Genomic DNA, 21,316 nt, shown 5'->3' on the forward strand with positions numbered 1-21,316 from the left:
CTATCCTTTCAATAACTCTTGTAGTACCAAACCAACGGATTGGCTTACATCACTTGGTGTATAGCCCCAAGGTTTTTCTTTAGCCAATATATCAGCGCTTCGACTATGTACATAGACACCTAATAAGGCCGCAGACTGTAAAGAATAACCTTGTGCTACAAAGGCGGCTATAATCCCCGTTAAACTATCACCCATTCCTCCTGTTCCCATACCAGGGTTGCCTATCATATTGATATATACTTCACCGGTAGGAAAGGCAACTAAACTAGGAATTCCTTTTAAAACGAGCACTACATTATGAGCTACAGCAAATTGAATCGCTAACTCTACATAATGCTTCTCTATAAAATTAATAGATGTATCAATAAGACGGCTAAACTCGCCTAAATGAGGTGTCATAATGCAATTTTTAAACTGCATATTGCCTTCATAAGTAATAGTCTTATCCCCATGTGCATAAACATGTCCTATGGTGCCAAGAGCATATAATCCATCAGCATCGATAACCATATGTCCCGATTGTCGTTCTAACAGAGAGTTTACCAATACTTTAGCTTCATCTGTGCGACCTAATCCAGGGCCAACAGCAACGACGTCATACGATTGTAAATTAATGGAACCTAAATTTTCTAATGGCAATACCATGACTTCTGGTATGCATTTAGACTGTACGATAGGTCGCACACCGTTAGGAACAGCTAATGAAACCTTACCGGCTCCACCATGTACAGCTGCCTCTGCACTCATGATAGGTGCCCCTATCATGGATTCAGAACCACCGACAATCAAAGCGTTACCATTAACACCTTTATGTGCCTGTGGCATACGATCACTGAGTTCTAGTGAAGCTAAACGGTCATACAAAACATAATGGGATGTGTTAAATGGCGCCTCTGCTCCTAATGCTAATTCCCAAGGCACACCCAATGGTGCAATTATTACGGTACCGGCTAAGGATTTACCAGGATATAACAATAGACCTTCTTTAATAGATCCAAAGGTTACTGTCGTATCATAGGATAATGTATAATCAGAAGCCTGTCCGGTAGTGGCATCAACACCGGCTGGCACATCGATAGCCCATAGGGAAAATCCATATTGGTTGCGTTCCACATCGATGTCATGTAGCACAGAGGTTATAGATTCACGTAATTCACCTTGAAAACCAGTTCCCATCAAACCTTCTACGACAACATGAACACGGGACCAATCACTAAAACTTTCAAAAGAAACAATATCAATTCCCATGGCACGAACCATGGTTAGTTGTTTATTAAATAGCTCACTACCATGTGACACATTGCCTACTAATGCAATGGTAACGGGAATTCTTTGTTCCATTAAATGACGAGCCGCTACCAGTCCATCGGCTCCATTGTTACCAACACCGCACACAAATAGAACCATACCTGTAAAAGGATCCTCCCTAAAACGGTCTCCTTCTACATCTACCAACGCATCGGCTATACCTCGACCTGCATTTTCCATGAGCACTTCCAATGGCACATGTAGATGACGTGGTACATAGGCATCAATATGTTGTGATGCTTCTCTCGTTAAACTGTACATAATTACCCCTCTATGATGACCGTACTCATAGCGTACGACCGACAGTGACTAATAGAAACTATACATTCCGTATACATTCGTTCTTGAATGATTTTTTTGAAAGCCCCTGTTATGCTCAGAAATGGTGCCCCGAATTCATCATGGCACACCTCAATATCTTGCCATGAGCCATATCGCAGTCCAGTTCCCAATGCTTTCAAAAAAGCCTCTTTAGCTGCATAAATACCAGCATAAGATTGGTATACCCCTGTACGTTTACTTTCACAATAAGCGATTTCACGTTCCGTGTATACGCGCAGTCGAAAGCGATTTGACCGCTCTATGGCCCCTTTAATTCGATCAATTTCTATAATATCTGTACCTAATCTCATGTCATAACCTCTTATGTATCGATTATCTATCATTTTATTATACACAATTTTGTTAGATTAATCATTGATGAAGTGCAGTCCATTAATAGTTAAGCATACTATAAATAAAAACCTTATGATTCATATTAACAGCTGCATACATTATGTTATGACGCATATCCATATCTTCAATTTCAAGATCTTTTGGAAACGAAGAAATCTTTGTAACATTACCAGTTTTATCTACTGTAACAACTGTAGATAATGTTGCGAATATAGTCTTACCATCAGTAGCAAATGCGCCATTATTATTATAATCATCATGATGGGCATCTATATCTTTAGACCGAATTAGTTGAAACTGAGAGTTATAATAATTGATACGTCTCATTGTGGCATCTATGGGGACAATCGATATAAACTGATTCGTCTTTTTATCATAGGCTAAATTAAATACCCGTTCAGGAATCGTAATAGTATTGCCAATACTCATTGTATCTGCATCTATTGTAGTAATACGATGACCATCAACCATGGCATTCGTAGTGTATAACAAATTAGTATCCGGATTATAGGTAAGCGTATTCATATGTGCTAATACACTAGCATCACGAAACTTATAGGTTCCAACAATATCAAATGTTCTTGGATCTAGCTCATATATAATTTGTCGCGTATTTTCAGAATTAATACAGGCCAACACAAATACATCTTTTTTTGAGTTATAACAGAATCCTTGACATTGATTGACAGAACTATCGATGGGTATCTCTTTTAATAGTTTTAAATCAACCATTGTCTTGCTAACATCTTGTTGTTGCAGTGCATATGTTATTGGTAGATAATCCATAATATGTTGTATGTCCATAGAGACCTCTATCATTTTACTTGAATCGTATAAACAAAAAACAGGTGATAAGATTACTCTTATCACCTGTTCAAGCGTTTCCGCTTGTAGTTGGTGCCGGAGGTGGGACTTGAACCCACACGGTGTTACCCGCTTGATTTTGAGTCAAGTGCGTCTGCCATTCCGCCACTCCGGCGTCTCGGAACATTTGTAATTATATAGGAATAACAAAGGTCTGTCAACAAATTTTTTATATTTTTTCTAAAATATTTGTGAGTGTATGCATCGCCGCATTATCTTGCTGTTTCCAGGTCAAAGTAACACCTGTAATATAACCTTTTCGAGCGTATTCAACATCTGTTGGTACGTCTTCCTTTCCACAATCCAAGTCACCCGCCAACCAATAATAATCTTGACCTCGTGAATTAATTCTAGCATCAATGATATTACTATAAGTTTGAAGTCCTTGGCTCACTAATTTAAAATGGTCCCAATCACAAATACCGCGCAATGGAAAATTAACATTTAATAGGCCTTCAAAATTACCATTTACATAAATCTTCTCAATCAATTCATGAATAAACGGATGCATTTCATGGCCACGCTCAACAGAATATCGCTCTACAGATAAAGCAAGACCAGGAATTCCATAAAATGCACTTTCCATAGCTGCCGATACAGTTCCTGAATACAATACATCAGAACCTAAATTAAAACCATGATTAATACCTGAAATAACAAGATCAGGCATATCATCGGCTAATAAATAACTGAGGCCAAATTTCATACAATCTGATGGAGTTCCTGTAAGTGCATAAAGGCGAGGATTTTCATCCTCGCCATTGTACGCATCTAATTTTAAAGGAATCTCAGTCGTCAATGCATGGGATTTAGCACTTTGTTCAGTAGCAGGTGCTACAACGGTAACACGATAATATTGACTTAAATACGTCGCTAATTGGCGTAAGCCATCAGCTAAAATGCCATCATCGTTACACATTAAGATATGCATAGTCACTCCTATAGATTCTATTTTTTATTCTTATTCATATCTCCCATACGAGTTAATTTAACATCACCCAAGCCAACTGCTCTTGTATGCACCGTATGAGACCATTCCTTATTATGCCGACGGAACCATCCTAAAATATTTACTGGAACCCATGAATATACAAAGATTGGATATAACAAATAGTAGAACCAAATTTTAGGTGGCACCTTAATTTTCAATAATACAATTAATGGGAATAGATATTGTCCAATACCTATAATTTGCCATACAGACATAGGCATAATTTGGTACAAAATATTAGTATAAATTGGTACATATGCATTGATATAAGAAAATACCAAATATACGGTCGTCAACAATAAGAAATATGGCTGACTAACCTGCAAAATACCATCTAAAATAACAATATTACCTTGCTTAATGCCCGCTGCAAATAATTTAGGAATATAACGATCTGCACAATCAAATTGACCTTGTGCCCAACGCAAGCGTTGTTTACAAGAGGCCATCATAGTCGTTACTTTTTCATCATACACGATGGCATCATGAGCCCATGTCGTCTTAATACCATGTGTTAATAGCTTCATAGAGAACTCCATGTCCTCTGTTAAGCTTGTACAATCCCATCCGTATTCTTTAATAATAGATGTGCGAATACACATGCCTGTACCACCCAATGCCGTTGATAAACCAATGCGATATTTTGCTAAATGCCACATATGGTTAACCATCCAGAACATGATGGAAAAAGTACCAGCCACCCATGAATCAGTTGGATTTTTTGAGTTAAGATAACCTTGAATAACAGATTCACCTTTTTCGAGATGATCGTTCATTTCTAACATAAATTGAGGATGTACCAAGTTGTCAGCATCAAAGATGAGGAATGCATCATATTTCCTATCCATTTTATCCACGCGGTCAAACATCCACCCCATGGCATACCCTTTACCAACCTCTTCTTTATTGAAACGTTCGTGTACATTAGCTCCTGCAGCACTGGCTACTTCAGCTGTTTTATCAGTACAGTTATCAGCTACAACAAAAATATCATACAGCTCGTCTGGGTAATCTAAACCTTTTAAGTTTTTTACGAGTTCTCCTACTACAGCCTCTTCATTATGAGCACACACAACAATGGCGAATGAATTTTTTGGCGTATAGTTTTTATGAACTCGAGACCGCCACATACCTATAACGGCAAGTACGAAATAATAAACCGTATAAATTACGATTATTACCTGCATAGGAATCAGTATCAGATCCAGTAGGTAATCCATAAGACAAACCTCCACAGTCTATTTGCGCACTATATTTAACGCCGTATTAAACAGACCAAACAACACATAACCAGTAAAAATCATAACAGCCCATGTATGCCAATCATATACCAATGCAGCAATAATGATAATAGCAACTAATGCGATAGCAATTTTTCTAATACGAACTGCACTGTGACCTTTAAAGTCAGGATATTTTACTTCACTAACCATTAGGATTCCAACAAGAATCATAGACACAAACACAACTAGTTGTGGAACTTGCACACCACATAAAATATAGGTAGCAGCTAAACAACCTGCCGCTGGAATAGGAAGGCCTTCAAAATAACCATGAACTTCATCTGTTTTAATATTAAAACGAGCTAGACGAAAAGCACCTAAAACGGCAAAGGCTAATAATGGAACATAGCCAAGCCAGCCTAATCCTTGTAAATCGTTAACATACAGCATATAAGCAGGGGCAACGCCAAACCCAACTACATCGGATAAAGAGTCTAATTCACGTCCCATAGGACCTGCTACGCCTAACGCACGTGCCACACGTCCATCTAAACCATCTGCAATCAGTGATAGTATCACGCAAATAGCTGCTCCAAAGGTATTGCCCGTAGCAGACAATGTAATACCGATAACACCAAATGCTAAATTAGAACTAGTAAATAAATTTGGAATAACTGATTTATTCATGACGGAGCCTCCCGATAATTGTATCGCCACCAGTAATATGTTGACCTTTTTCAATGCAAATCTCTACATTTTTATCCATGTAAATTTCAGTACATGAACCAAATTTAATCATACCATATAACTGGCCACGTTGTAATACACTATCAAGATCTGTCCAAGAAACGATACGACGAGCCAATAAACCTGCAATTTGTGTTACCAGAACTTCTGTTTTATCGTTTTCTATACAAATTGTGTGACGTTCATTTTCAAACCCCACATCTTCTTTAAAAGCAGGTAAAAAACTCCCCATCGTATAATGACGATATGTAATTTTACCTTCAATAGGAGCTCGATTTGCATGCACATCAAAAACAGATAAAAAGATTGTTACCTTTTTACATTCACGATGTAAATACAAGTCTTCATATACATCTTCAATTTCCATTACCTTTCCATCAGCTGGAGATAAAATAGCATCTGGATCAGTAGGAATGTTGCGTTTTGGATTTCTAAAAAAGTTCACAAAAAATAATGCCAAAATAAATGTAATGATTGCGATACTATAATATCCAAAATACGCCGCTATAATCGTAATGAAGAGCATCACTCCGATTAAAGGAAATCCTTCTTTTATTATTGGTCCTGTAGGCACAACTAAACTCCCCTATTTATTCTTAATAACAGTCCACATAAACTTTGGTATGGCCAACATGCGGCCAATACGTTTAGGTTCTAGATATAATCTATATAACCATTCTAAACGATTGCGTTGCATCCAATGAGGTGCACGTGGAATATTTCCCGCCAATACATCAAAAGACCCTCCTATACCAATGGCTACAACGCCTTGTAAAGAGGATAATTTTTCTGAAATCCATTGTTCCTGTTTTGGCACACCTAATGCAACAAATACGAGCTTAGCACCCGAAGATTTAATATCGTTAATAATACGTTGTTCCTCTGCTTCATCAAAGAAACCATCATGGATACCAGCTATATTAATAGTACCATACATTGCTTGTAAATTAGAAACTGCTTGTTGTGCTACACCAGGCGCAGCACCTAAACAATATATGGGGATTTGATTGCTTACAGCATGTTTAAACAATTCTTTGGTAATATCAACACCAGTAACGCGTTCAGGCACTCTTTCACCCATGCGTTCCGCTGCCCATAATATACCAGCTCCATCAGGAACAACTAGACTAGCGGAATTCAAGATCCCGTGTAACACGGGATCCTGATTGGCTAGCATAACCATTTCAGCATTGGCAGTTGCTACAAGATGTAGCCCTGATTGCTTCGTCATCTCTATAATTTTTGAAACTGCTTCGTCCATAGTGATACAATCAATAGGGACGGATAATACCGAAATACGTTTACTCAAAATAATACTCCATTATAAACCACTATAGTTCGGTGCTTCTACGGTGATACTTACATCATGTGGATGACTTTCTTTCAAGCCTGCTGCCGTAATTTGAATAAATTGAGTATTTTCAATCATTTCTTTAATATTATGGCAACCACAGTATCCCATACTTGCACGTAAACCACCAACCATTTGGAAAATAGTATCTGCCAACATACCTTTATAAGGTACACGACCTTCGATACCTTCAGGAACTAATTTTTTAGCTTCTGATTGGAAATAACGATCTTTACTACCAAGCTTCATAGCCCCTAAGCTACCCATACCACGGTATACTTTATAGGAACGGCCTTGGTAAATAACCGTTTCTCCTGGGCTTTCATCAGTACCAGCCAGAATATTACCCATCATAACAACATTGGCACCAGCTGCAATCGCTTTCGCAATGTCGCCAGAATATTTAATACCACCATCAGCGATGATTGGAATACCATAACGTCTTGCTACTTGAGCGGACTCATAGACAGCAGTGATTTGAGGTACACCAATACCAGCAATGACACGTGTTGTACAAATAGAGCCAGGTCCAATACCAATTTTAACAGCATCTGCACCAGCTTCAATAAGAGCCTCTGTACCAGCTGCCGTTGCCACATTACCAGCAATAACCGGAATATGTGGATATGCTTGTTTAATTTCTTTTAATGTACGCAGCACACCTGCAGAATGACCATGAGCAGTATCGACGATGATAACATCGGCTTTAGCTGCTACGAGAGCATCTAGACGATCATACATATCTTTAGAAACACCAACAGCAGCACCAACTAATAGACGACCGCTAGCATCCTTTGCAGAATTAGGATATTTTGTAGCTTTTTCAATATCTTTAATAGTGATTAAACCCTTTAAATTACTATCTTTATCAACTAATGGTAATTTTTCAATACGATGTTTGCTCAAAATGGATTTAGCCATTTCCAAGGAAGTACCTTCAGGAGCTGTAACTAAACCTTCACTAGTCATACATTCGCCAATTTGACGGGATAAATCAGTTTCAAAACGCATATCGCGATTTGTAATGATCCCTACTAGTTTACCATGTTCTGTAATAGGTACACCAGAGATTTTATATTTACGCATCAACTCTTCTGCATCAGAGAGAAGGTTCTGAGGGCTTAGGAAAATCGGATCAACGATAACACCATGCTCAGAACGTTTAACCGTATCAACTTCATGAGCTTGTTCCTCGATGGACATATTTTTATGAATAACACCCATACCGCCTTCACGAGCCATGGCAATGGCCATACGGGACTCAGTAACAGTATCCATACCAGAACTAATCATTGGGATATTTAGTGAAATATCACGTGTTAATTGTGTCTTTAAATCTACTTGATATGGTAATACATCAGATGCTGCCGGCACTAACAATACATCATCAAAAGTCAATCCACGCATACCGAATTTATCGTCTCTCATTTGTTTTTCCTTTCTCGTATAATAAAAAACAAAACTACGACCCATTCTAGCCCAGTGGGCTAGAACGGATAATCGTAGCTTTCATTAGCGTTCAGACCGCAAAATGCCGCCTTCCATAAAATCATCTTTTTTCATATCAACAAAAATAACCTTAACTGCTTCTGCAGGAACCTTTACGATGTCTACAGTAGCCTTAGTGATAGCTTCACCTAATTGTTTCTTTTGTTCTTTTGTACGACCTTCAACGAGTTCAACATGAATTAATGGCATATGGCACCTCCATAGATACAAAAATATTGTTTTTTATATTATACGAGAATAGGCCGTTATATACAAGGGGAAAACCTAGATAAAACCTAGTATTATCGCACCTTATAGAATTATTAGCCCTACCTCTTAATTATACAATATTCTAAGAAATTTTTCACCAAATCTTTTTGATAATTCTTCTTTCATTTGAATTTCTAGTTGATTGATGCCAAATTCTCGAATATATAACAGCACATCATTACGCGCTGCCACTAATATATCTATATCTTTTATGATATTAGCGACCCGTAAATCAGGTAATCCTGATTGAGCAAGTCCAAACAATTGGCCAGATCCACGCAGTAATAAATCTTGTTCGGCTAATTCAAATCCATCTTGCGTGGATTCCATCAACCGCAACCGTTCTTGACTGACATCCCCCTTAGAATCGCTAACTAATATGCAATACGCCTGAATGTCACCACGTCCAACGCGACCTCGTAATTGGTGTAATTGGGATAATCCAAAACGCTCAGCCCCTTCTATGCACATAATCGTCGCATTAGGAACATTAACGCCAACCTCTATGACGGTTGTAGACACGAGCAATTGAATACGACCATTATGAAAGGCTTGCATCACCTCATCCTTTTCTTTCGGGTTCATACGCCCATGAACAAGGCCCACTTCAAAACTTTTATAAAAATAGTCTTTCAATTCCAAAAAGAGTTCTTCTGCAGCTTGCAAATCTAGTTTTTCAGACTCCTCTACTAGAGGACAAACAACATATACTTGATGACCTGCCGCCATTTCCTTACCAAAGAACACGCGCAATCGTTCTTTATATGAGCTATCTACAACATATGTCTTGACCGGTTTACGTCCTGGAGGCATTTCCTTAATGAGGGATACCGCTAAATCACCATACACAGATAGCGTCATTGTTCTTGGGATCGGTGTGGCCGTCATAATTAAAACATGAGGATATACGCCCTTATGTTGTAATGCGGCACGCTGATTAACACCAAAACGATGTTGTTCATCGATAATAACCAATCCTAGATTCTTAAATTGAACCTTATCTTGAATGAGCGCATGGGTACCAATAATCAATTGAATGGTTCCATTTGCTAACTCCTCATAGATTCTATCCTTTTCTTTTTTAGGTGTGGATCCTGTAAGCAATGCAATATTAATAGGCAAAGTTTTACAAAATTCAGTTATCCCTTCATAATGTTGAGTCGCCAAGATTTCTGTAGGTGCCATGATAACAGCTTGGTATCCATTTTCTACGGCTTTTACAAGGCTCAATGTAGCTACAACAGTTTTGCCAGAGCCCACATCACCTTGTAATAATCGTTGCATCGGCCGTTCATCTTGCATGTCTTGTGAAATTTCAGTTACAGCACGCTCCTGATCACCAGTTAATTTAAAGGGTAAATTCGATCTGCATTGTGCCATTAGTACCCCATCTGGTTCCATCTTAGGCCCTACGTGACATTGCTCTTTATTTCTAAGCAGAGCCAAACCAGATTGCATGATAAATAGTTCTTCATAGGCTAATTGATACCGTGCTTTTTCATGACTTTCACTACTTGAAGGAAAATGCATTTCTTTAAATGCATCATATCGCTTCATACTCGCATGATAATTCATGATTTCAGGCGGTAAAATTTCATCTATTGTATGATGCGCTTCGAACCAATTTCGAATCGATGCGCGCACCACATATTGAGAAACGCCATCCACCAAGGGATAAATAGGAACAATGCCCGTATCTGGCATAGCATCTGGCCCGAGATTTTCTATTTGCGGAGAATTCATCTGCATAGAACCATATTGAAATTCGGCCTTACCGTACGCATAGAGGCGTTGACCTTTTTTGTAAAAGTTCTTTTTATATCCTTGATTGAATAATACAATCTTCATCAGACTAGTTCCATCTGTGATGATAACTTCTAAAATAGATAAGCGAGGCCGTGGCCGTTTTTCCGTAATGGATACGACAGTACCTACAACCCCCGCAGTAATACCAGTTTCCAATTCTTTTATGGAATAAATTTTACGTCTATCTTCATAGGAGCGTGGAAAATAAGCCAATAAATTGGATACAGTATCAATGCCTAATTTATGAAGTTGTTTTTCTCGACCTGGTCCAATTCCCTTAATAGAGGTCAGTGCTTCGTTCATTATAATGCCTCACATATGACATACTTAATGAATATAGTGAAAATATATCCATTTTTATATTTCTCTTGCCATATCTCATAGATTTCGACTACAATATTAGCTATAGTATACCAAATATTGTAGTATATTTCATAAAATATCAATGCATGTAGTAAAAACACTTGCTTAAACCTTGTCTTTATGATAATATACTTTTGTTATGTTATAGATTAAGCTTGGAGGTGGAAACTATGGCAAACCTTTGCGAAGTATGTGGCAAATCCACATCTAGCGGTATGAACGTGAGTCACTCTCACATTCGCACAAGAAAAACTTGGAAACCGAACATTCAAAGAGTACGGGCGGTTGTAGACGGTGCTACAAAAAAAGTAAATGTATGCACTCGCTGCCTTCGTTCTAATAAAATTACACGCGCGTAAAATAAATAGTACATGTACTCTTAAACAAAAAGACCGTTACCCAATGGTAACGGTCTTTTTGTCGCCCTATTACAGCGTAATATTTGGAATAAAGTAATCTTTAAATAATTTTATAGCATATTGATCTGTTAATCCTGCCACATAATCGACAATATCAACAGTGGAATACACACCATTTCGTTCTACATAGGTTTCTATATCACTTGGATGCTCCATAAAGTATGTAAATAAATTTTTTACTACATGAGCTGCCTTATTACGGTCAGGAATTAATGCAGGTGCTAGATATACATTTTTAAACATAAACTGTCTAAAAACATTCATCGTGCTTTCAATATCAGCAGACATCTGAATCGCTGGCTTATCCAACGATTGTTCAACCATATCTTTCACCATGGCCGTAATCATACTAGACGGAGTATCGCCAAAATAAAATCGCACTTCTTCTGGTAAATCCTTAGCTTCTAGCATACCAGCCCGTTGTGCATCATCATAATCGTGACACAAGTACGCAATACGATCTACAATACGTATAATCTGCCCTTCTAATGTAGATGGTATGGTTGGTCCCGTATGGCCTAAAATGCCATCCCGCACTTCTTTTGTAAGATTAAGACCTTGTCTGTTACCATGTTTCTCTAATACTTCGACCATGCGCAAACTTTGTTCATTATGGTTAAAATGGCCCACCATATCGCGCAATGCATATTCTCCAACATGACCAAATGGCGTGTGCCCCACATCATGTCCCATCGCAATGGCTTCCACTAAATCTTCATTAAGTCTAAGAGCACGCGCAACAGTACGACCGATTTGCCCTACTTCAAGGGTATGCGTCATTCTTGTTCTATAATGATCACCAGGTGCAATATATACTTGTGTCTTATGTTTTAAGCGACGAAAACACTTACTGTGTATAATTCTATCCCGATCTCGTTGAAATGCGGTACGTAGTGGATCTGGTTCTTCATCAATATCGCGCAATGCCATACTGCTTCTCGCCGCATAGGGAGATAAGATCATATCTTCTCGTTCTTCTATACGTTCTCTAATATTCATAGTACCTCTTTATCAAACATGTTAACAATATAATATTTAATAATAGGGAGGCTTGCGCCTCCCCTATTTATTTTCCGGCAGTCATGCGGTTTTTATCTACTAATTGCATAACAAGAGATGCTGTTTCTTCAATGGATTTGTTAGAAACATCAAGCACTTGGCAATGTAGACGACGCATAATAGCTTTTGCATATTCTAATTCAGAATTAATGCGCTCAATAGAGGCATAATTAGCCTCGTCTTCTAAGCCTATAGCACGCAAACGTTCACTGCGGATATTATTCAATTTATATGGGTCAATAATCAACCCCACAATTTTCTTAGGCGGAATCTTAAATAATTCCTCTGGCAATGGCACCTCAGGAACTAGTGGTAAGTTAGCCGCTTTAATTTTTTTATACGCTAAAAACATGGATAACGGCGTTTTACTTGTACGAGATACACCGATAATCACAACATCAGCCTTTTCAAAGCCTGATGGGTTTTTACCATCATCGTATTTAACTGCAAACTCAATAGCTTCTACCTTTTTGAAATACTCTTGGTCTAGCTTATGAACCATACCAGCTGTCATACGTGGCTTGGTAGATGCCACTGTACCAACAGCATCCAATACAGGGCCCATAATATCAACAGCAGGAATATTATTCTCTGCCGCTTTTTCGTGTAAATAGTTCCGCAATTCTAACGACACAATTGTATGGCAAATTACGTGATTACCATTTTTAGCATCTCGTATAATTTCATCAATTTGAGCCTTATCTTCAATATATGGGATGCGAACAATTTCAATTTGTTCCTTATCGTACTGACTTGCTGTTGCTCTCGCAACGGCCTCTGCAGTTTCGCCTAAGGAGTCAGATATCGCATAAATAATTTTTTCTGCCATTCTTTATACCTCTTGTGTACTACATTCTAAAAACGCCTTAGTCACAGTTGTTTTAGATACACGTCCTACCACCTTTAATCGTTTCTTAGGACTGTCTTGTGATTCATCGTCTTCTCTAACTATAACAGGTAAACAATCGACTTCATAGTCAATCATTTTTTGCGCCGCCACAGCTAACGAATCTGATGGTTCTACGGTGATAACTTTGCTAACGGGTGTCATAATCATTGAGATAGGCATTGTATGTGCATCGGTTTGACCTATGGAGGCACGCAATAAATCCTTGCGTGATACAACACCTTGTAAATAGGAACCTTCGCAAACCAAAATCGTACCCACGTCCTCTGTAAAAATAGTCACGATTGTATCATATAGATTGGTCTCTGGCGATACGATAACGGCTTGTGAAAGCACATCATGTACACTATAAGACCTTAAAATTTCAGCAGTTTGGTCCTTTGGCGACAAGCCAACATAGTAATATCCTACATTAGGTCTTGCTTCGAGAACACCAATCATGGTGAGCACGGCTAAATCCGAACGCAATGCAGATCGTGTCACATCCAAATGTTCCGCTATAGCACTTCCCGTAACAGGTCCTTTTTCACGTACAATATGGGCTATTGCTTCTTGTCGTTTTGAAAGTTTCACACCCGTCCCTCCTTTCACATATAAATATTATATCCTATGTATCATTTTAGAAAAAGAGGAGGCGCTCTCGCCTCCTCTTTACATCATCAAATAAAGTATATCTTTATTACCATTCAAGGTCTTCTACATCTTGACGACCACGACCTGTAAGTGCATCCATCATCATACGTTGCTCGATTTGAGCCACCATTTTCTTAGTATTTTTAACCGCATCTGGATTAACAGAGATGGAATCAATACCACTCTTAACTAAGAATTCACAAAGTTCAGGGTAAACACTTGGTGCTTGGCCACAGATGGATACAGTTTTACCATCTTTATGAGCCACTTCGATAAGATGACGAATAGCTCTACGAACGGCTAAATTACGTTCATCATAAATGTGTTGGACTGTTTCATTATCGCGGTCACAACCTAGAACAAGCATTGTCAAATCGTTAGAACCAATGGAGTAACCATCTACGTATTTGTTGAATTGGTCAGCTAGGATAATATTTGCTGGAATTTCAGCCATGAGCCAGATTTTGAAATCTTTACCGCGTACAAGTCCTTCTTGAGCCATCAAGTTAGTTACGAGTTCAGCTTCTTCAACAGTACGGCAGAATGGAATCATAACTTGTAAATTTTTGAAACCAAATTCATTACGTACTTTTTTAATGGCTTCTAATTCTAATTTGAAAGCAGGTGTATATTTAGGATCATAGTAACGGGAAGCGCCACGCCAGCCAAGTAATGCACTTGATTCATGTGGTTCAAATTTATCGCCACCTTTAAGATCGCGGTATTCACTAGATTTAAAATCGCTTAAACGAACTACTACTTGACGAGGTGCTAGTGCTTGACACACTTTACGCATACCTTCAGCCAATGTATTAACAGCTACATCACTGCGACCTGTTTCAATAAGGTGTAATGGATGTTCATGAATGAAAGTAGTCCAAATGAACTCTTCACGCATCAAACCGATACCATCACAAGGCAATACACCATATTTTTCAGCCAAGTCTGGATCGCCTAAGTTCATGTAAATCTTAGTACCCGTTACAGGGATATATTCACTTGCTACAACAGCTTGTTCTTGTGGCGCAGCTGGTTTAACAACATCTTCTAACACACCATCGTAAACAATACCATTAGTTGCATCAACAGTAATCATTTGGCCTTCTTTAATAGAAGTTGTGGCTTCATGGCTACGGCTCTTAGTACCGACGATACAAGGAATACCAAGTTCACGGCTAACGATGGACGCATGGCAAGTCATACCGCCAGCATCTGTAACGATAGCTTTGGCTTTTTTCATAGCTGGAACCCAGTCAGGTGCTGTCATAGCTGTAACAAGGATCTCGCCTTCTTTAAACTCATCAATATCTTCAGGATTAATGATAACATGTGCCTTACCAGCAGCTTTACCTGGAGATGCTGGTAAACCTTTAACTACGATTTCACGATCTGTAGTAGTTGCTACGCTTGTATCTGCAGTTTGTTCAGATTTATCTTTTCTGGACCATACTGTTTCTGGACGAGCTTGAAGAATCCAGATTTTACCATTTCTTTCATCTACACCCCATTCCATATCCATGTAGCAACCATAATGTTTTTCAATAGCTTTAGCGTATTCAGCTAATTCCAATACTTGTTCATCGGAAATAACTTGTTTATTAGCTTCATCAGCAGGTACGATTTCTTCTATGCAATCGCCATCAGCTTTACGTACAAGGCGAATATTTTTATCATTAATCATACGATCAGTGATAACCATTTTTTGTTTATCTACACGGAAGTTATCTGGTGTAACTGTACCTTGTACTACATATTCACCAAGGCCCCAAGAACCTTCGATCAAGATATTGTTGTCATTACCTGTTACAAGGTCAACAGTAAACATAACACCAGCAGCTTTGGAGAATACCATCATTTGAACAGCTGCACTCAATGCTACTGTCATATGGTCAAAGCCTTGTTTTACACGGTAATATGTTGCACGATCAGTAAATGTAGATGCATAACATTCTTTTACTTTTTCAATAATTGTATCTGCACCACGAACATTTAAATATGTATCTTGTTGACCAGCAAAGCTAGCATCTGGTAAATCTTCTGCAGTTGCACTAGAACGAACAGCTACGAATGGATCTTTTTCGCCTACCTTTTCACCTAGTTCTTCATAGGATTTGCGAATAGCTTCAGCCAATGCAGCAGGCATTTCTTCTTGGCAAATCATACGGCGAATTTTTGTACAAACTTCGCGAAGCAATGCAGAGTTTTCTACATCATCCAAATCATCTAACTCTTGACGAATACGATCTTCAAGGCCAGTTTCTTTCATAAATTCACGATACCCATATGCAGTTGTTGCAAAACCATAAGGTACAGGTACATTTGTAGAGGAAGTTAATTCACCTAATGATGAGGATTTACCACCTACTAAATTTACGTCTTCACGTTTTAATTCATCAAACCATAATACATAAGCTGTTTCGCGATTCATGTGAGAACCTCCTGTTTGTAATTAGTGCAACACATTAAACCTTTTACATATAAATAGTATACCTTAATCAAAATTATGTCAATTTTTATAGGCATTATTATACAAATAAAACCCAACTAAAAATAAAAGATGATTGCCTAATACTAGACAATCATCTTTTTTGTCCTATAACCCTCTTTTTTAGTTTGAAACATGAACAATAAATCTTAAATTATCAGGCGTCATATCACTACCATTAACAAATAAAATACCATCCTCTAAAGTAATACGATATAGTAATGTAGCCTCTGAAGTCTCAATTTTTTCTACTTTACTATTAGGAAAAATATTGGTAATGGTTTCTAAGGTTTGAGGCATAACAGTTTTGTAATCTGGGCTTATCTTCATATCTAGATATTGAATCCACTCCCCACTGCTATACTGACCATAAGACATTCTAATATCTTCACTGTTAGAAACAACAACTATTCTATTTAAAACTGCTTCAGCAGTTTCATGTTTATTATCTTTATCAATCTTGTAAATAACAGAATAAATCAACAAAGAAAATATCAATATTCCTAACAAAAGCTTTAAATATTTTGTCATATTAACACTCATATAAAATATAAAATAATGTGATGATTAAAATAATAAGAAAAGTAAACCTTTCAACCTTATAAGATCTTTTATATGTTCCATAAACAACATCATTAAGCCAAGGAAATAATATTCCAACTAGACAAAAAAATAAAATAATCAAAGAGTTGAAAATATAATCAGGCATTTCAATAAGCTTGATTAAAATTGTATCTAGTAAATTGTTTATTAACATTTATATTACCTACTCTTAATAGACATTATCGACTTCACCATCTGAATTACTTGATTTTTAGGACTATCACTGTCTACTAACGAATCTATTTTTTGTACTTCTTTTTCTTCATTTAAAGGATAACTTATCTTTCCACCTCGTTTCAAGAACTTTACGTTTAAAATCTGCTGAAAATATTCGTTTACCAATTTTATGAGTCAAGTTATGACTAAGTTTAAATTTGTATAGCCAGTTTTTTACAATATTTTTGGGAGTTTCAAGCCCCTTAGCAATTCTAAAGGAACTTAATTTTTTTCAAAAAGGCCAATTGCTTTTTCTTTAACTTCTTTTGAGTATTTAAACATAAAAAACTGCACCTCCAAAAATTGTATCCAATTTTTGGGGTGCAGTTCAAACCTCATCACAGTTTTATATTAGTTAAATTTAATTTTTACAAATTTACGCTTACCTACTTGAACAATCATACCATCTTCAAGAACTAGGTTTTCTTCACCGTATTTTTCACCGTTTACTTTGAATGCACCAGCTTTAATGGAGCGGCGTGCTTCACCATTAGAAGCAGTCAAACCCGCATCCGTACAGAATTGTGGTACGAAAATAGCTTCGCTAGGTGTATCAATAGCATATTCAGGAATATCTGTTGGCAATGCATGTTGTTGGAATACGCGTTTAAATTCATCTTCCGCTTCTTGCGCTGATTGTTCACCATGATATAAACGAACGATAGTTTTTGCCAATTGCATTTTTGCATCACGTGGGTGCAATGTGCCATTTTCTAAACGTTCTTCCATGTCGTCTTGATCTTCGATAGACATATCCGTAACGAGCATGAAGTAACGCATCATCAATTCATCAGGAATAGACATGGCTTTACCATACATATCTTTAGGTGCTTCATCGATACCGATGTAGTTACCCAAGGATTTACTCATCTTTTGAACGCCGTCAAGGCCTTCGAGCAATGGCATAGTAATAACTACTTGAGGCTCTTGTCCTGCCAATTCTTGCAAGTGACGCCCCATAAGTAAGTTGAAAGTTTGATCTGTACCACCAAATTCAACATCTGCATGCAATGCTACAGAGTCTTGACCTTGCATCAATGGATACATAAATTCATGTACACCAATAGGACGACCTTCTTTGTAACGTTTATCAAAGTCATCGCGCTCCATCATACGTGCTACTGTATAAGAACTTGCCAAGCGAAGTACATCAGCGAAGTTCATGGATTCAAGCCATTCACTATTATCGCGTACAATTGTTTTTTCAGGGTCTAATACCTTAAAGATTTGGGTCTTATAGGTTTCCGCATTTTTTAATACTTCTTCCTTAGTAAGTGGTGGGCGTGTTACGCTTTTACCAGTAGGGTCACCAATACGAGCCGTAAAACCGCCGATTACAATAACCACTTGATGGCCAAACTCTTGGAACAAGCGAAGCTTACGAAGTGGTACGGTATGACCTAAATGAATGTCAGGAGCCGTAGGATCGAGGCCCAATTTTACGATCAATGGTTTATTCTCTTTAATAGAACGTTCTATTTTTTTGACTAAGTCTTCTTCATTAATTATTCCAGATACGCCATGTGTAATTTGGCGCACTTGTTCTTGTGCTGTAATCATGGAAATCCTCCTACATAAAATCTGTTCTTTATAGTATACCATTATAAATAGGCTTTCACAATTATATATAGTGTTTGTTTTATGTCTTTTATGGTATACTATTTATAACTGCGTAATATATTTTACGTTATATTTACTTTAAAAAAGAGGTGACTCTATGGGTAATAACTCAAATATAAGAGCTCGTCGTAAACCAGCTCCTAACCCGAGCAATCCAAAGGCATCAACTAAAAAGACGATTTGGATGATTGTATTATTACTTGTTCTTATTGTAGCCGGTGGCGGTTGTGGTTTTATAAGCGCTACCATGTCTAATCTTCCAGATGTATCTAACGTACGACCATCTGCATCGTCTCAGATCTATGACGTACATGGCAATTTAATTACTACGGTTCACTCCACAGAGAATCGTTTGCCAGTCCCAATTAATGAAGTACCAAAAGAATTACAAGATGCTTTCGTAGCTACTGAAGACTCCCGTTTTTATAGCCATCACGGTATCGACCCTATCGGTATTTTACGTGCTATTTGGGTTAATGTTGTACATAGTGGTGTATCCGAAGGTGGTTCTACAATCACACAACAATTGGCTCGTAATGCATTTCTTTCCCAAGACAGAACGCTCAAACGTAAGATTTCCGAAGCTTTATTAGCACTTAAAATCGAACAGCACTATACCAAACAAGAAATTCTTGAAATGTATATGAACCAAATTTATTTTGGTCAAGGTGCTTATGGTGTTCAATCAGCAGCTCATGTTTACTTTGGTAAAGATGTACGCGATTTAACATTAGCTCAATGTGCTATGCTTGCTGGGTTACCTCAAAGTCCTAACTACTACTCCCCATTCAACAACTTAGAAGCCGGTAAAAAACGCCAGGCTGTTGTATTGGGCCAAATGGTCAAGTATGGTTATCTCACACAAGATAAAGCTGATGCAGCTCGCGAAGCAGATTTAGGTTTAGTTGCTAAGCAAGAGCAAACTCACGAAAACAACAATGCATCTTATTTTATCAATTACGTAATTGCTCAAATTTCTGAAAAATATGGTGATGATGCAATCTATAAAGATGGTCTTAAAATTTATACCACTCTCGATATGGATGCTCAAAATGCTGCAGTTGCAGCAATGCAAAATCTACCAACTATGTATACTGACCAAAATGGTCTACACCAACCACAAGGTGCTATTGTAGCAATGAATCCACATAACGGTTATATTGTTGCCATGGTCGGTGGTCGTGGAGATGATGCCTTTAACCGTGCATCACAAGCGGAACGTCAACCAGGCTCTGCTATGAAACCATTTGTTTACTTAGCTGCTATTCAATCTGGTAAAACTCCAGGTTCCATTGTTGATGACAGCCCTGTTGATTTTAATGGATGGCGTCCTCAAAACTATGAACGAAACTTTGAGGGTAATATTACATACCGCTATGCATTACAACATTCTCGTAACGTACCAGCTGTAAAAATTGCTGATGAAGTAGGTATGTCTAAGATTATCGACTTAGCTAAGAAGATGGGTATTACTACCTTAACTGATGAAGATAACAACTTATCAACAGCACTTGGTGGTTTAACTCATGGTGTTTCACCATTGGAAATGGCTGAAGCTTATGGCGTACTTGCTAATGGTGGCGTCAAGGTTCAACCTACAGCAATCATAAAAATCGTGGACCGCAACGGACAAGTAGTGGAAGAAAATTCCATCCAAGAAAAGCGCGTCGTTGAAGAAAAAGATGCTGCTATCATCACTGATATGTTAGAATCTGTTATTAATGGTGGTACTGGTGGCAATGCTGCTATCGGTAGACCTGCAGCTGGTAAAACAGGTACAACAGATGATGAAAAAGATGCTTGGTTCGTTGGATATACGCCTGATTTAGTTGCTGCTGTTTGGATTGGTGATGACTACGGATCCGAAACATTAGGTATTACTGGTGGTTCAACGCCGGCAGTAATGTGGAGACAATTTATGTCGGCCGCATTAGCCAATACCCCTGCTTCCGACTTTAATGTACCTGCTAGCGCTCAAGCAGCTGTTAGTGAAGGACATTATAATCCGGTGAAAGAAGCTCCGAAAAAGGACGACAAAGACAAAAAAGATGACAAAGATAAAAAGGATGGTAAGGATAAGAATGATGCCATCTCAAAAGATGATGACTCATCATCCAAGGTAGAATCTACAGATTCCAAACCAAGTCAATCGAAGTCTAAAAAAGAGAAGAAAAAAGATCGCTAACCACTAGCGAAGCAACATACTAAGAGGCAAAACCACATGGTTTTGCCTCTTTTCTATTACAAAAAAGAAGCAGACTCATAGTTGTCTGCTTCTTATCTAGCAC

At 37.9% G+C, this 21,316-nt stretch carries 19 protein-coding genes and 1 tRNA gene; 2 read left to right on the top strand and 18 right to left on the bottom strand.

Features of this window, described 5'->3' with window-relative positions:
* The 12 genes from HMPREF1477_RS02240 to recG form a co-directional block, all read right to left on the bottom strand.
* Entirely contained in the window at positions 1-1,569 is a 1,569-nt protein-coding gene (locus HMPREF1477_RS02240) for a bifunctional ADP-dependent NAD(P)H-hydrate dehydratase/NAD(P)H-hydrate epimerase (protein WP_016475653.1), read from the bottom strand.
* Positions 1,570-1,571: 2 nt separating this feature from the next.
* A complete protein-coding gene (acpS, locus tag HMPREF1477_RS02245; protein ID WP_005380493.1) occupies positions 1,572-1,940 on the bottom strand; it encodes a holo-ACP synthase in 369 nt (122 codons plus the stop codon).
* Between the two features lie 82 nt (positions 1,941-2,022).
* The gene (locus HMPREF1477_RS02250) at positions 2,023-2,787 is read right to left on the bottom strand and encodes a hypothetical protein (protein WP_016475654.1); all 765 of its coding nucleotides are present in this window, start codon (positions 2,785-2,787) and stop codon (positions 2,023-2,025) included.
* 91 nt (positions 2,788-2,878) lie between these two features.
* Positions 2,879-2,962: transfer RNA gene (locus HMPREF1477_RS02255), tRNA-Leu, on the bottom strand.
* 54 nt (positions 2,963-3,016) lie between these two features.
* Positions 3,017-3,778 (bottom strand): 5'/3'-nucleotidase SurE, encoded by a 762-nt coding sequence (surE, locus tag HMPREF1477_RS02260; protein ID WP_016475655.1) that lies wholly within the window; start codon positions 3,776-3,778, stop codon positions 3,017-3,019.
* Between the two features lie 17 nt (positions 3,779-3,795).
* Positions 3,796-5,058, bottom strand: coding sequence for a glycosyltransferase family 2 protein (locus HMPREF1477_RS02265; protein WP_016475656.1), 1,263 nt, complete (start codon positions 5,056-5,058; stop codon positions 3,796-3,798).
* A gap of 18 nt (positions 5,059-5,076) precedes the next feature.
* Positions 5,077-5,748, bottom strand: a complete 672-nt coding sequence (pssA, locus tag HMPREF1477_RS02270) for a CDP-diacylglycerol--serine O-phosphatidyltransferase (RefSeq protein WP_016475657.1) — start codon at positions 5,746-5,748, stop codon at positions 5,077-5,079.
* Positions 5,741-6,382: a phosphatidylserine decarboxylase family protein gene (locus tag HMPREF1477_RS02275; protein WP_016475658.1), complete on the bottom strand. Its 642-nt coding sequence runs from the start codon at positions 6,380-6,382 to the stop codon at positions 5,741-5,743. The genes pssA and HMPREF1477_RS02275 overlap by 8 nt, the downstream gene beginning before the upstream one ends.
* Positions 6,383-6,394: 12 nt before the next feature.
* Complete coding sequence (locus tag HMPREF1477_RS02280; RefSeq protein ID WP_016475659.1) at positions 6,395-7,117, bottom strand: WecB/TagA/CpsF family glycosyltransferase; 723 nt, start codon at positions 7,115-7,117, stop codon at positions 6,395-6,397.
* A gap of 12 nt (positions 7,118-7,129) precedes the next feature.
* Positions 7,130-8,587 carry an IMP dehydrogenase gene (gene guaB, locus HMPREF1477_RS02285; RefSeq protein ID WP_005379153.1) on the bottom strand — a complete coding sequence of 486 codons (1,458 nt, stop codon included), beginning with the start codon at positions 8,585-8,587 and terminating at the stop codon, positions 7,130-7,132.
* Positions 8,588-8,671: 84 nt separating this feature from the next.
* Positions 8,672-8,857, bottom strand: coding sequence for a 4-oxalocrotonate tautomerase (locus HMPREF1477_RS02290; protein WP_005379145.1), 186 nt, complete (start codon positions 8,855-8,857; stop codon positions 8,672-8,674).
* Positions 8,858-8,983: 126 nt separating this feature from the next.
* On the bottom strand, positions 8,984-11,026 hold the full coding sequence (gene recG / locus HMPREF1477_RS02295) for an ATP-dependent DNA helicase RecG (RefSeq protein WP_016475660.1): 2,043 nt from the start codon (positions 11,024-11,026) through the stop codon (positions 8,984-8,986).
* 230 nt (positions 11,027-11,256) lie between these two features.
* Here recG and rpmB point away from each other — a divergent pair, with 230 nt between their 5' ends.
* Positions 11,257-11,445, top strand: coding sequence for a 50S ribosomal protein L28 (rpmB, locus tag HMPREF1477_RS02300; RefSeq protein WP_005386334.1), 189 nt, complete (start codon positions 11,257-11,259; stop codon positions 11,443-11,445).
* 69 nt (positions 11,446-11,514) lie between these two features.
* Here rpmB and HMPREF1477_RS02305 read toward each other — a convergent pair whose 3' ends face one another.
* From HMPREF1477_RS02305 to tyrS, 6 genes are all read right to left on the bottom strand, one after another.
* Positions 11,515-12,504 carry a deoxyguanosinetriphosphate triphosphohydrolase gene (locus HMPREF1477_RS02305; protein ID WP_016475661.1) on the bottom strand — a complete coding sequence of 330 codons (990 nt, stop codon included), beginning with the start codon at positions 12,502-12,504 and terminating at the stop codon, positions 11,515-11,517.
* 67 nt (positions 12,505-12,571) lie between these two features.
* Complete coding sequence (locus HMPREF1477_RS02310; RefSeq protein ID WP_016475662.1) at positions 12,572-13,393, bottom strand: pyruvate, water dikinase regulatory protein; 822 nt, start codon at positions 13,391-13,393, stop codon at positions 12,572-12,574.
* Positions 13,394-13,396: 3 nt separating this feature from the next.
* The gene (locus HMPREF1477_RS02315) at positions 13,397-14,044 is read right to left on the bottom strand and encodes a helix-turn-helix transcriptional regulator (protein WP_005379155.1); all 648 of its coding nucleotides are present in this window, start codon (positions 14,042-14,044) and stop codon (positions 13,397-13,399) included.
* A 106-nt stretch (positions 14,045-14,150) separates the two neighbouring features.
* Positions 14,151-16,532 carry a phosphoenolpyruvate synthase gene (gene ppsA / locus HMPREF1477_RS02320; protein WP_005376201.1) on the bottom strand — a complete coding sequence of 794 codons (2,382 nt, stop codon included), beginning with the start codon at positions 16,530-16,532 and terminating at the stop codon, positions 14,151-14,153.
* Between the two features lie 180 nt (positions 16,533-16,712).
* Positions 16,713-17,120: a hypothetical protein gene (locus tag HMPREF1477_RS02325; protein ID WP_016475663.1), complete on the bottom strand. Its 408-nt coding sequence runs from the start codon at positions 17,118-17,120 to the stop codon at positions 16,713-16,715.
* 639 nt (positions 17,121-17,759) lie between these two features.
* Positions 17,760-18,968, bottom strand: coding sequence for a tyrosine--tRNA ligase (gene tyrS / locus HMPREF1477_RS02335; RefSeq protein ID WP_016475665.1), 1,209 nt, complete (start codon positions 18,966-18,968; stop codon positions 17,760-17,762).
* Positions 18,969-19,125: 157 nt separating this feature from the next.
* Between tyrS and HMPREF1477_RS02340 the strand changes: the two genes are divergently transcribed.
* Positions 19,126-21,213 (top strand): transglycosylase domain-containing protein, encoded by a 2,088-nt coding sequence (locus HMPREF1477_RS02340; protein ID WP_016475666.1) that lies wholly within the window; start codon positions 19,126-19,128, stop codon positions 21,211-21,213.
* Positions 21,214-21,316 lie beyond the last annotated feature (103 nt).

This window comes from Veillonella sp. HPA0037, assembly GCF_000411535.1.
Classification (GTDB): Bacteria; Bacillota; Negativicutes; order Veillonellales; family Veillonellaceae; genus Veillonella; species Veillonella atypica.

Coding starts and splice junctions, on each gene's coding strand:
- ppsA (WP_005376201.1), bottom strand. CDS start 16,532: ATGAATCGCGAAACAGCTTATGTATTATGGTTTGATGAATTAAAACGT.
- tyrS (WP_016475665.1), bottom strand. CDS start 18,968: ATGATTACAGCACAAGAACAAGTGCGCCAAATTACACATGGCGTATCT.
- HMPREF1477_RS02310 (WP_016475662.1), bottom strand. CDS start 13,393: ATGGCAGAAAAAATTATTTATGCGATATCTGACTCCTTAGGCGAAACT.
- rpmB (WP_005386334.1), top strand. CDS start 11,257: ATGGCAAACCTTTGCGAAGTATGTGGCAAATCCACATCTAGCGGTATG.
- HMPREF1477_RS02290 (WP_005379145.1), bottom strand. CDS start 8,857: ATGCCATTAATTCATGTTGAACTCGTTGAAGGTCGTACAAAAGAACAA.
- recG (WP_016475660.1), bottom strand. CDS start 11,026: ATGAACGAAGCACTGACCTCTATTAAGGGAATTGGACCAGGTCGAGAA.
- HMPREF1477_RS02340 (WP_016475666.1), top strand. CDS start 19,126: ATGGGTAATAACTCAAATATAAGAGCTCGTCGTAAACCAGCTCCTAAC.
- acpS (WP_005380493.1), bottom strand. CDS start 1,940: ATGAGATTAGGTACAGATATTATAGAAATTGATCGAATTAAAGGGGCC.
- HMPREF1477_RS02240 (WP_016475653.1), bottom strand. CDS start 1,569: ATGTACAGTTTAACGAGAGAAGCATCACAACATATTGATGCCTATGTA.
- HMPREF1477_RS02250 (WP_016475654.1), bottom strand. CDS start 2,787: ATGGACATACAACATATTATGGATTATCTACCAATAACATATGCACTG.
- pssA (WP_016475657.1), bottom strand. CDS start 5,748: ATGAATAAATCAGTTATTCCAAATTTATTTACTAGTTCTAATTTAGCA.
- HMPREF1477_RS02325 (WP_016475663.1), bottom strand. CDS start 17,120: ATGACAAAATATTTAAAGCTTTTGTTAGGAATATTGATATTTTCTTTG.
- guaB (WP_005379153.1), bottom strand. CDS start 8,587: ATGAGAGACGATAAATTCGGTATGCGTGGATTGACTTTTGATGATGTA.
- HMPREF1477_RS02305 (WP_016475661.1), bottom strand. CDS start 12,504: ATGAATATTAGAGAACGTATAGAAGAACGAGAAGATATGATCTTATCT.
- surE (WP_016475655.1), bottom strand. CDS start 3,778: ATGCATATCTTAATGTGTAACGATGATGGCATTTTAGCTGATGGCTTA.
- HMPREF1477_RS02265 (WP_016475656.1), bottom strand. CDS start 5,058: ATGGATTACCTACTGGATCTGATACTGATTCCTATGCAGGTAATAATC.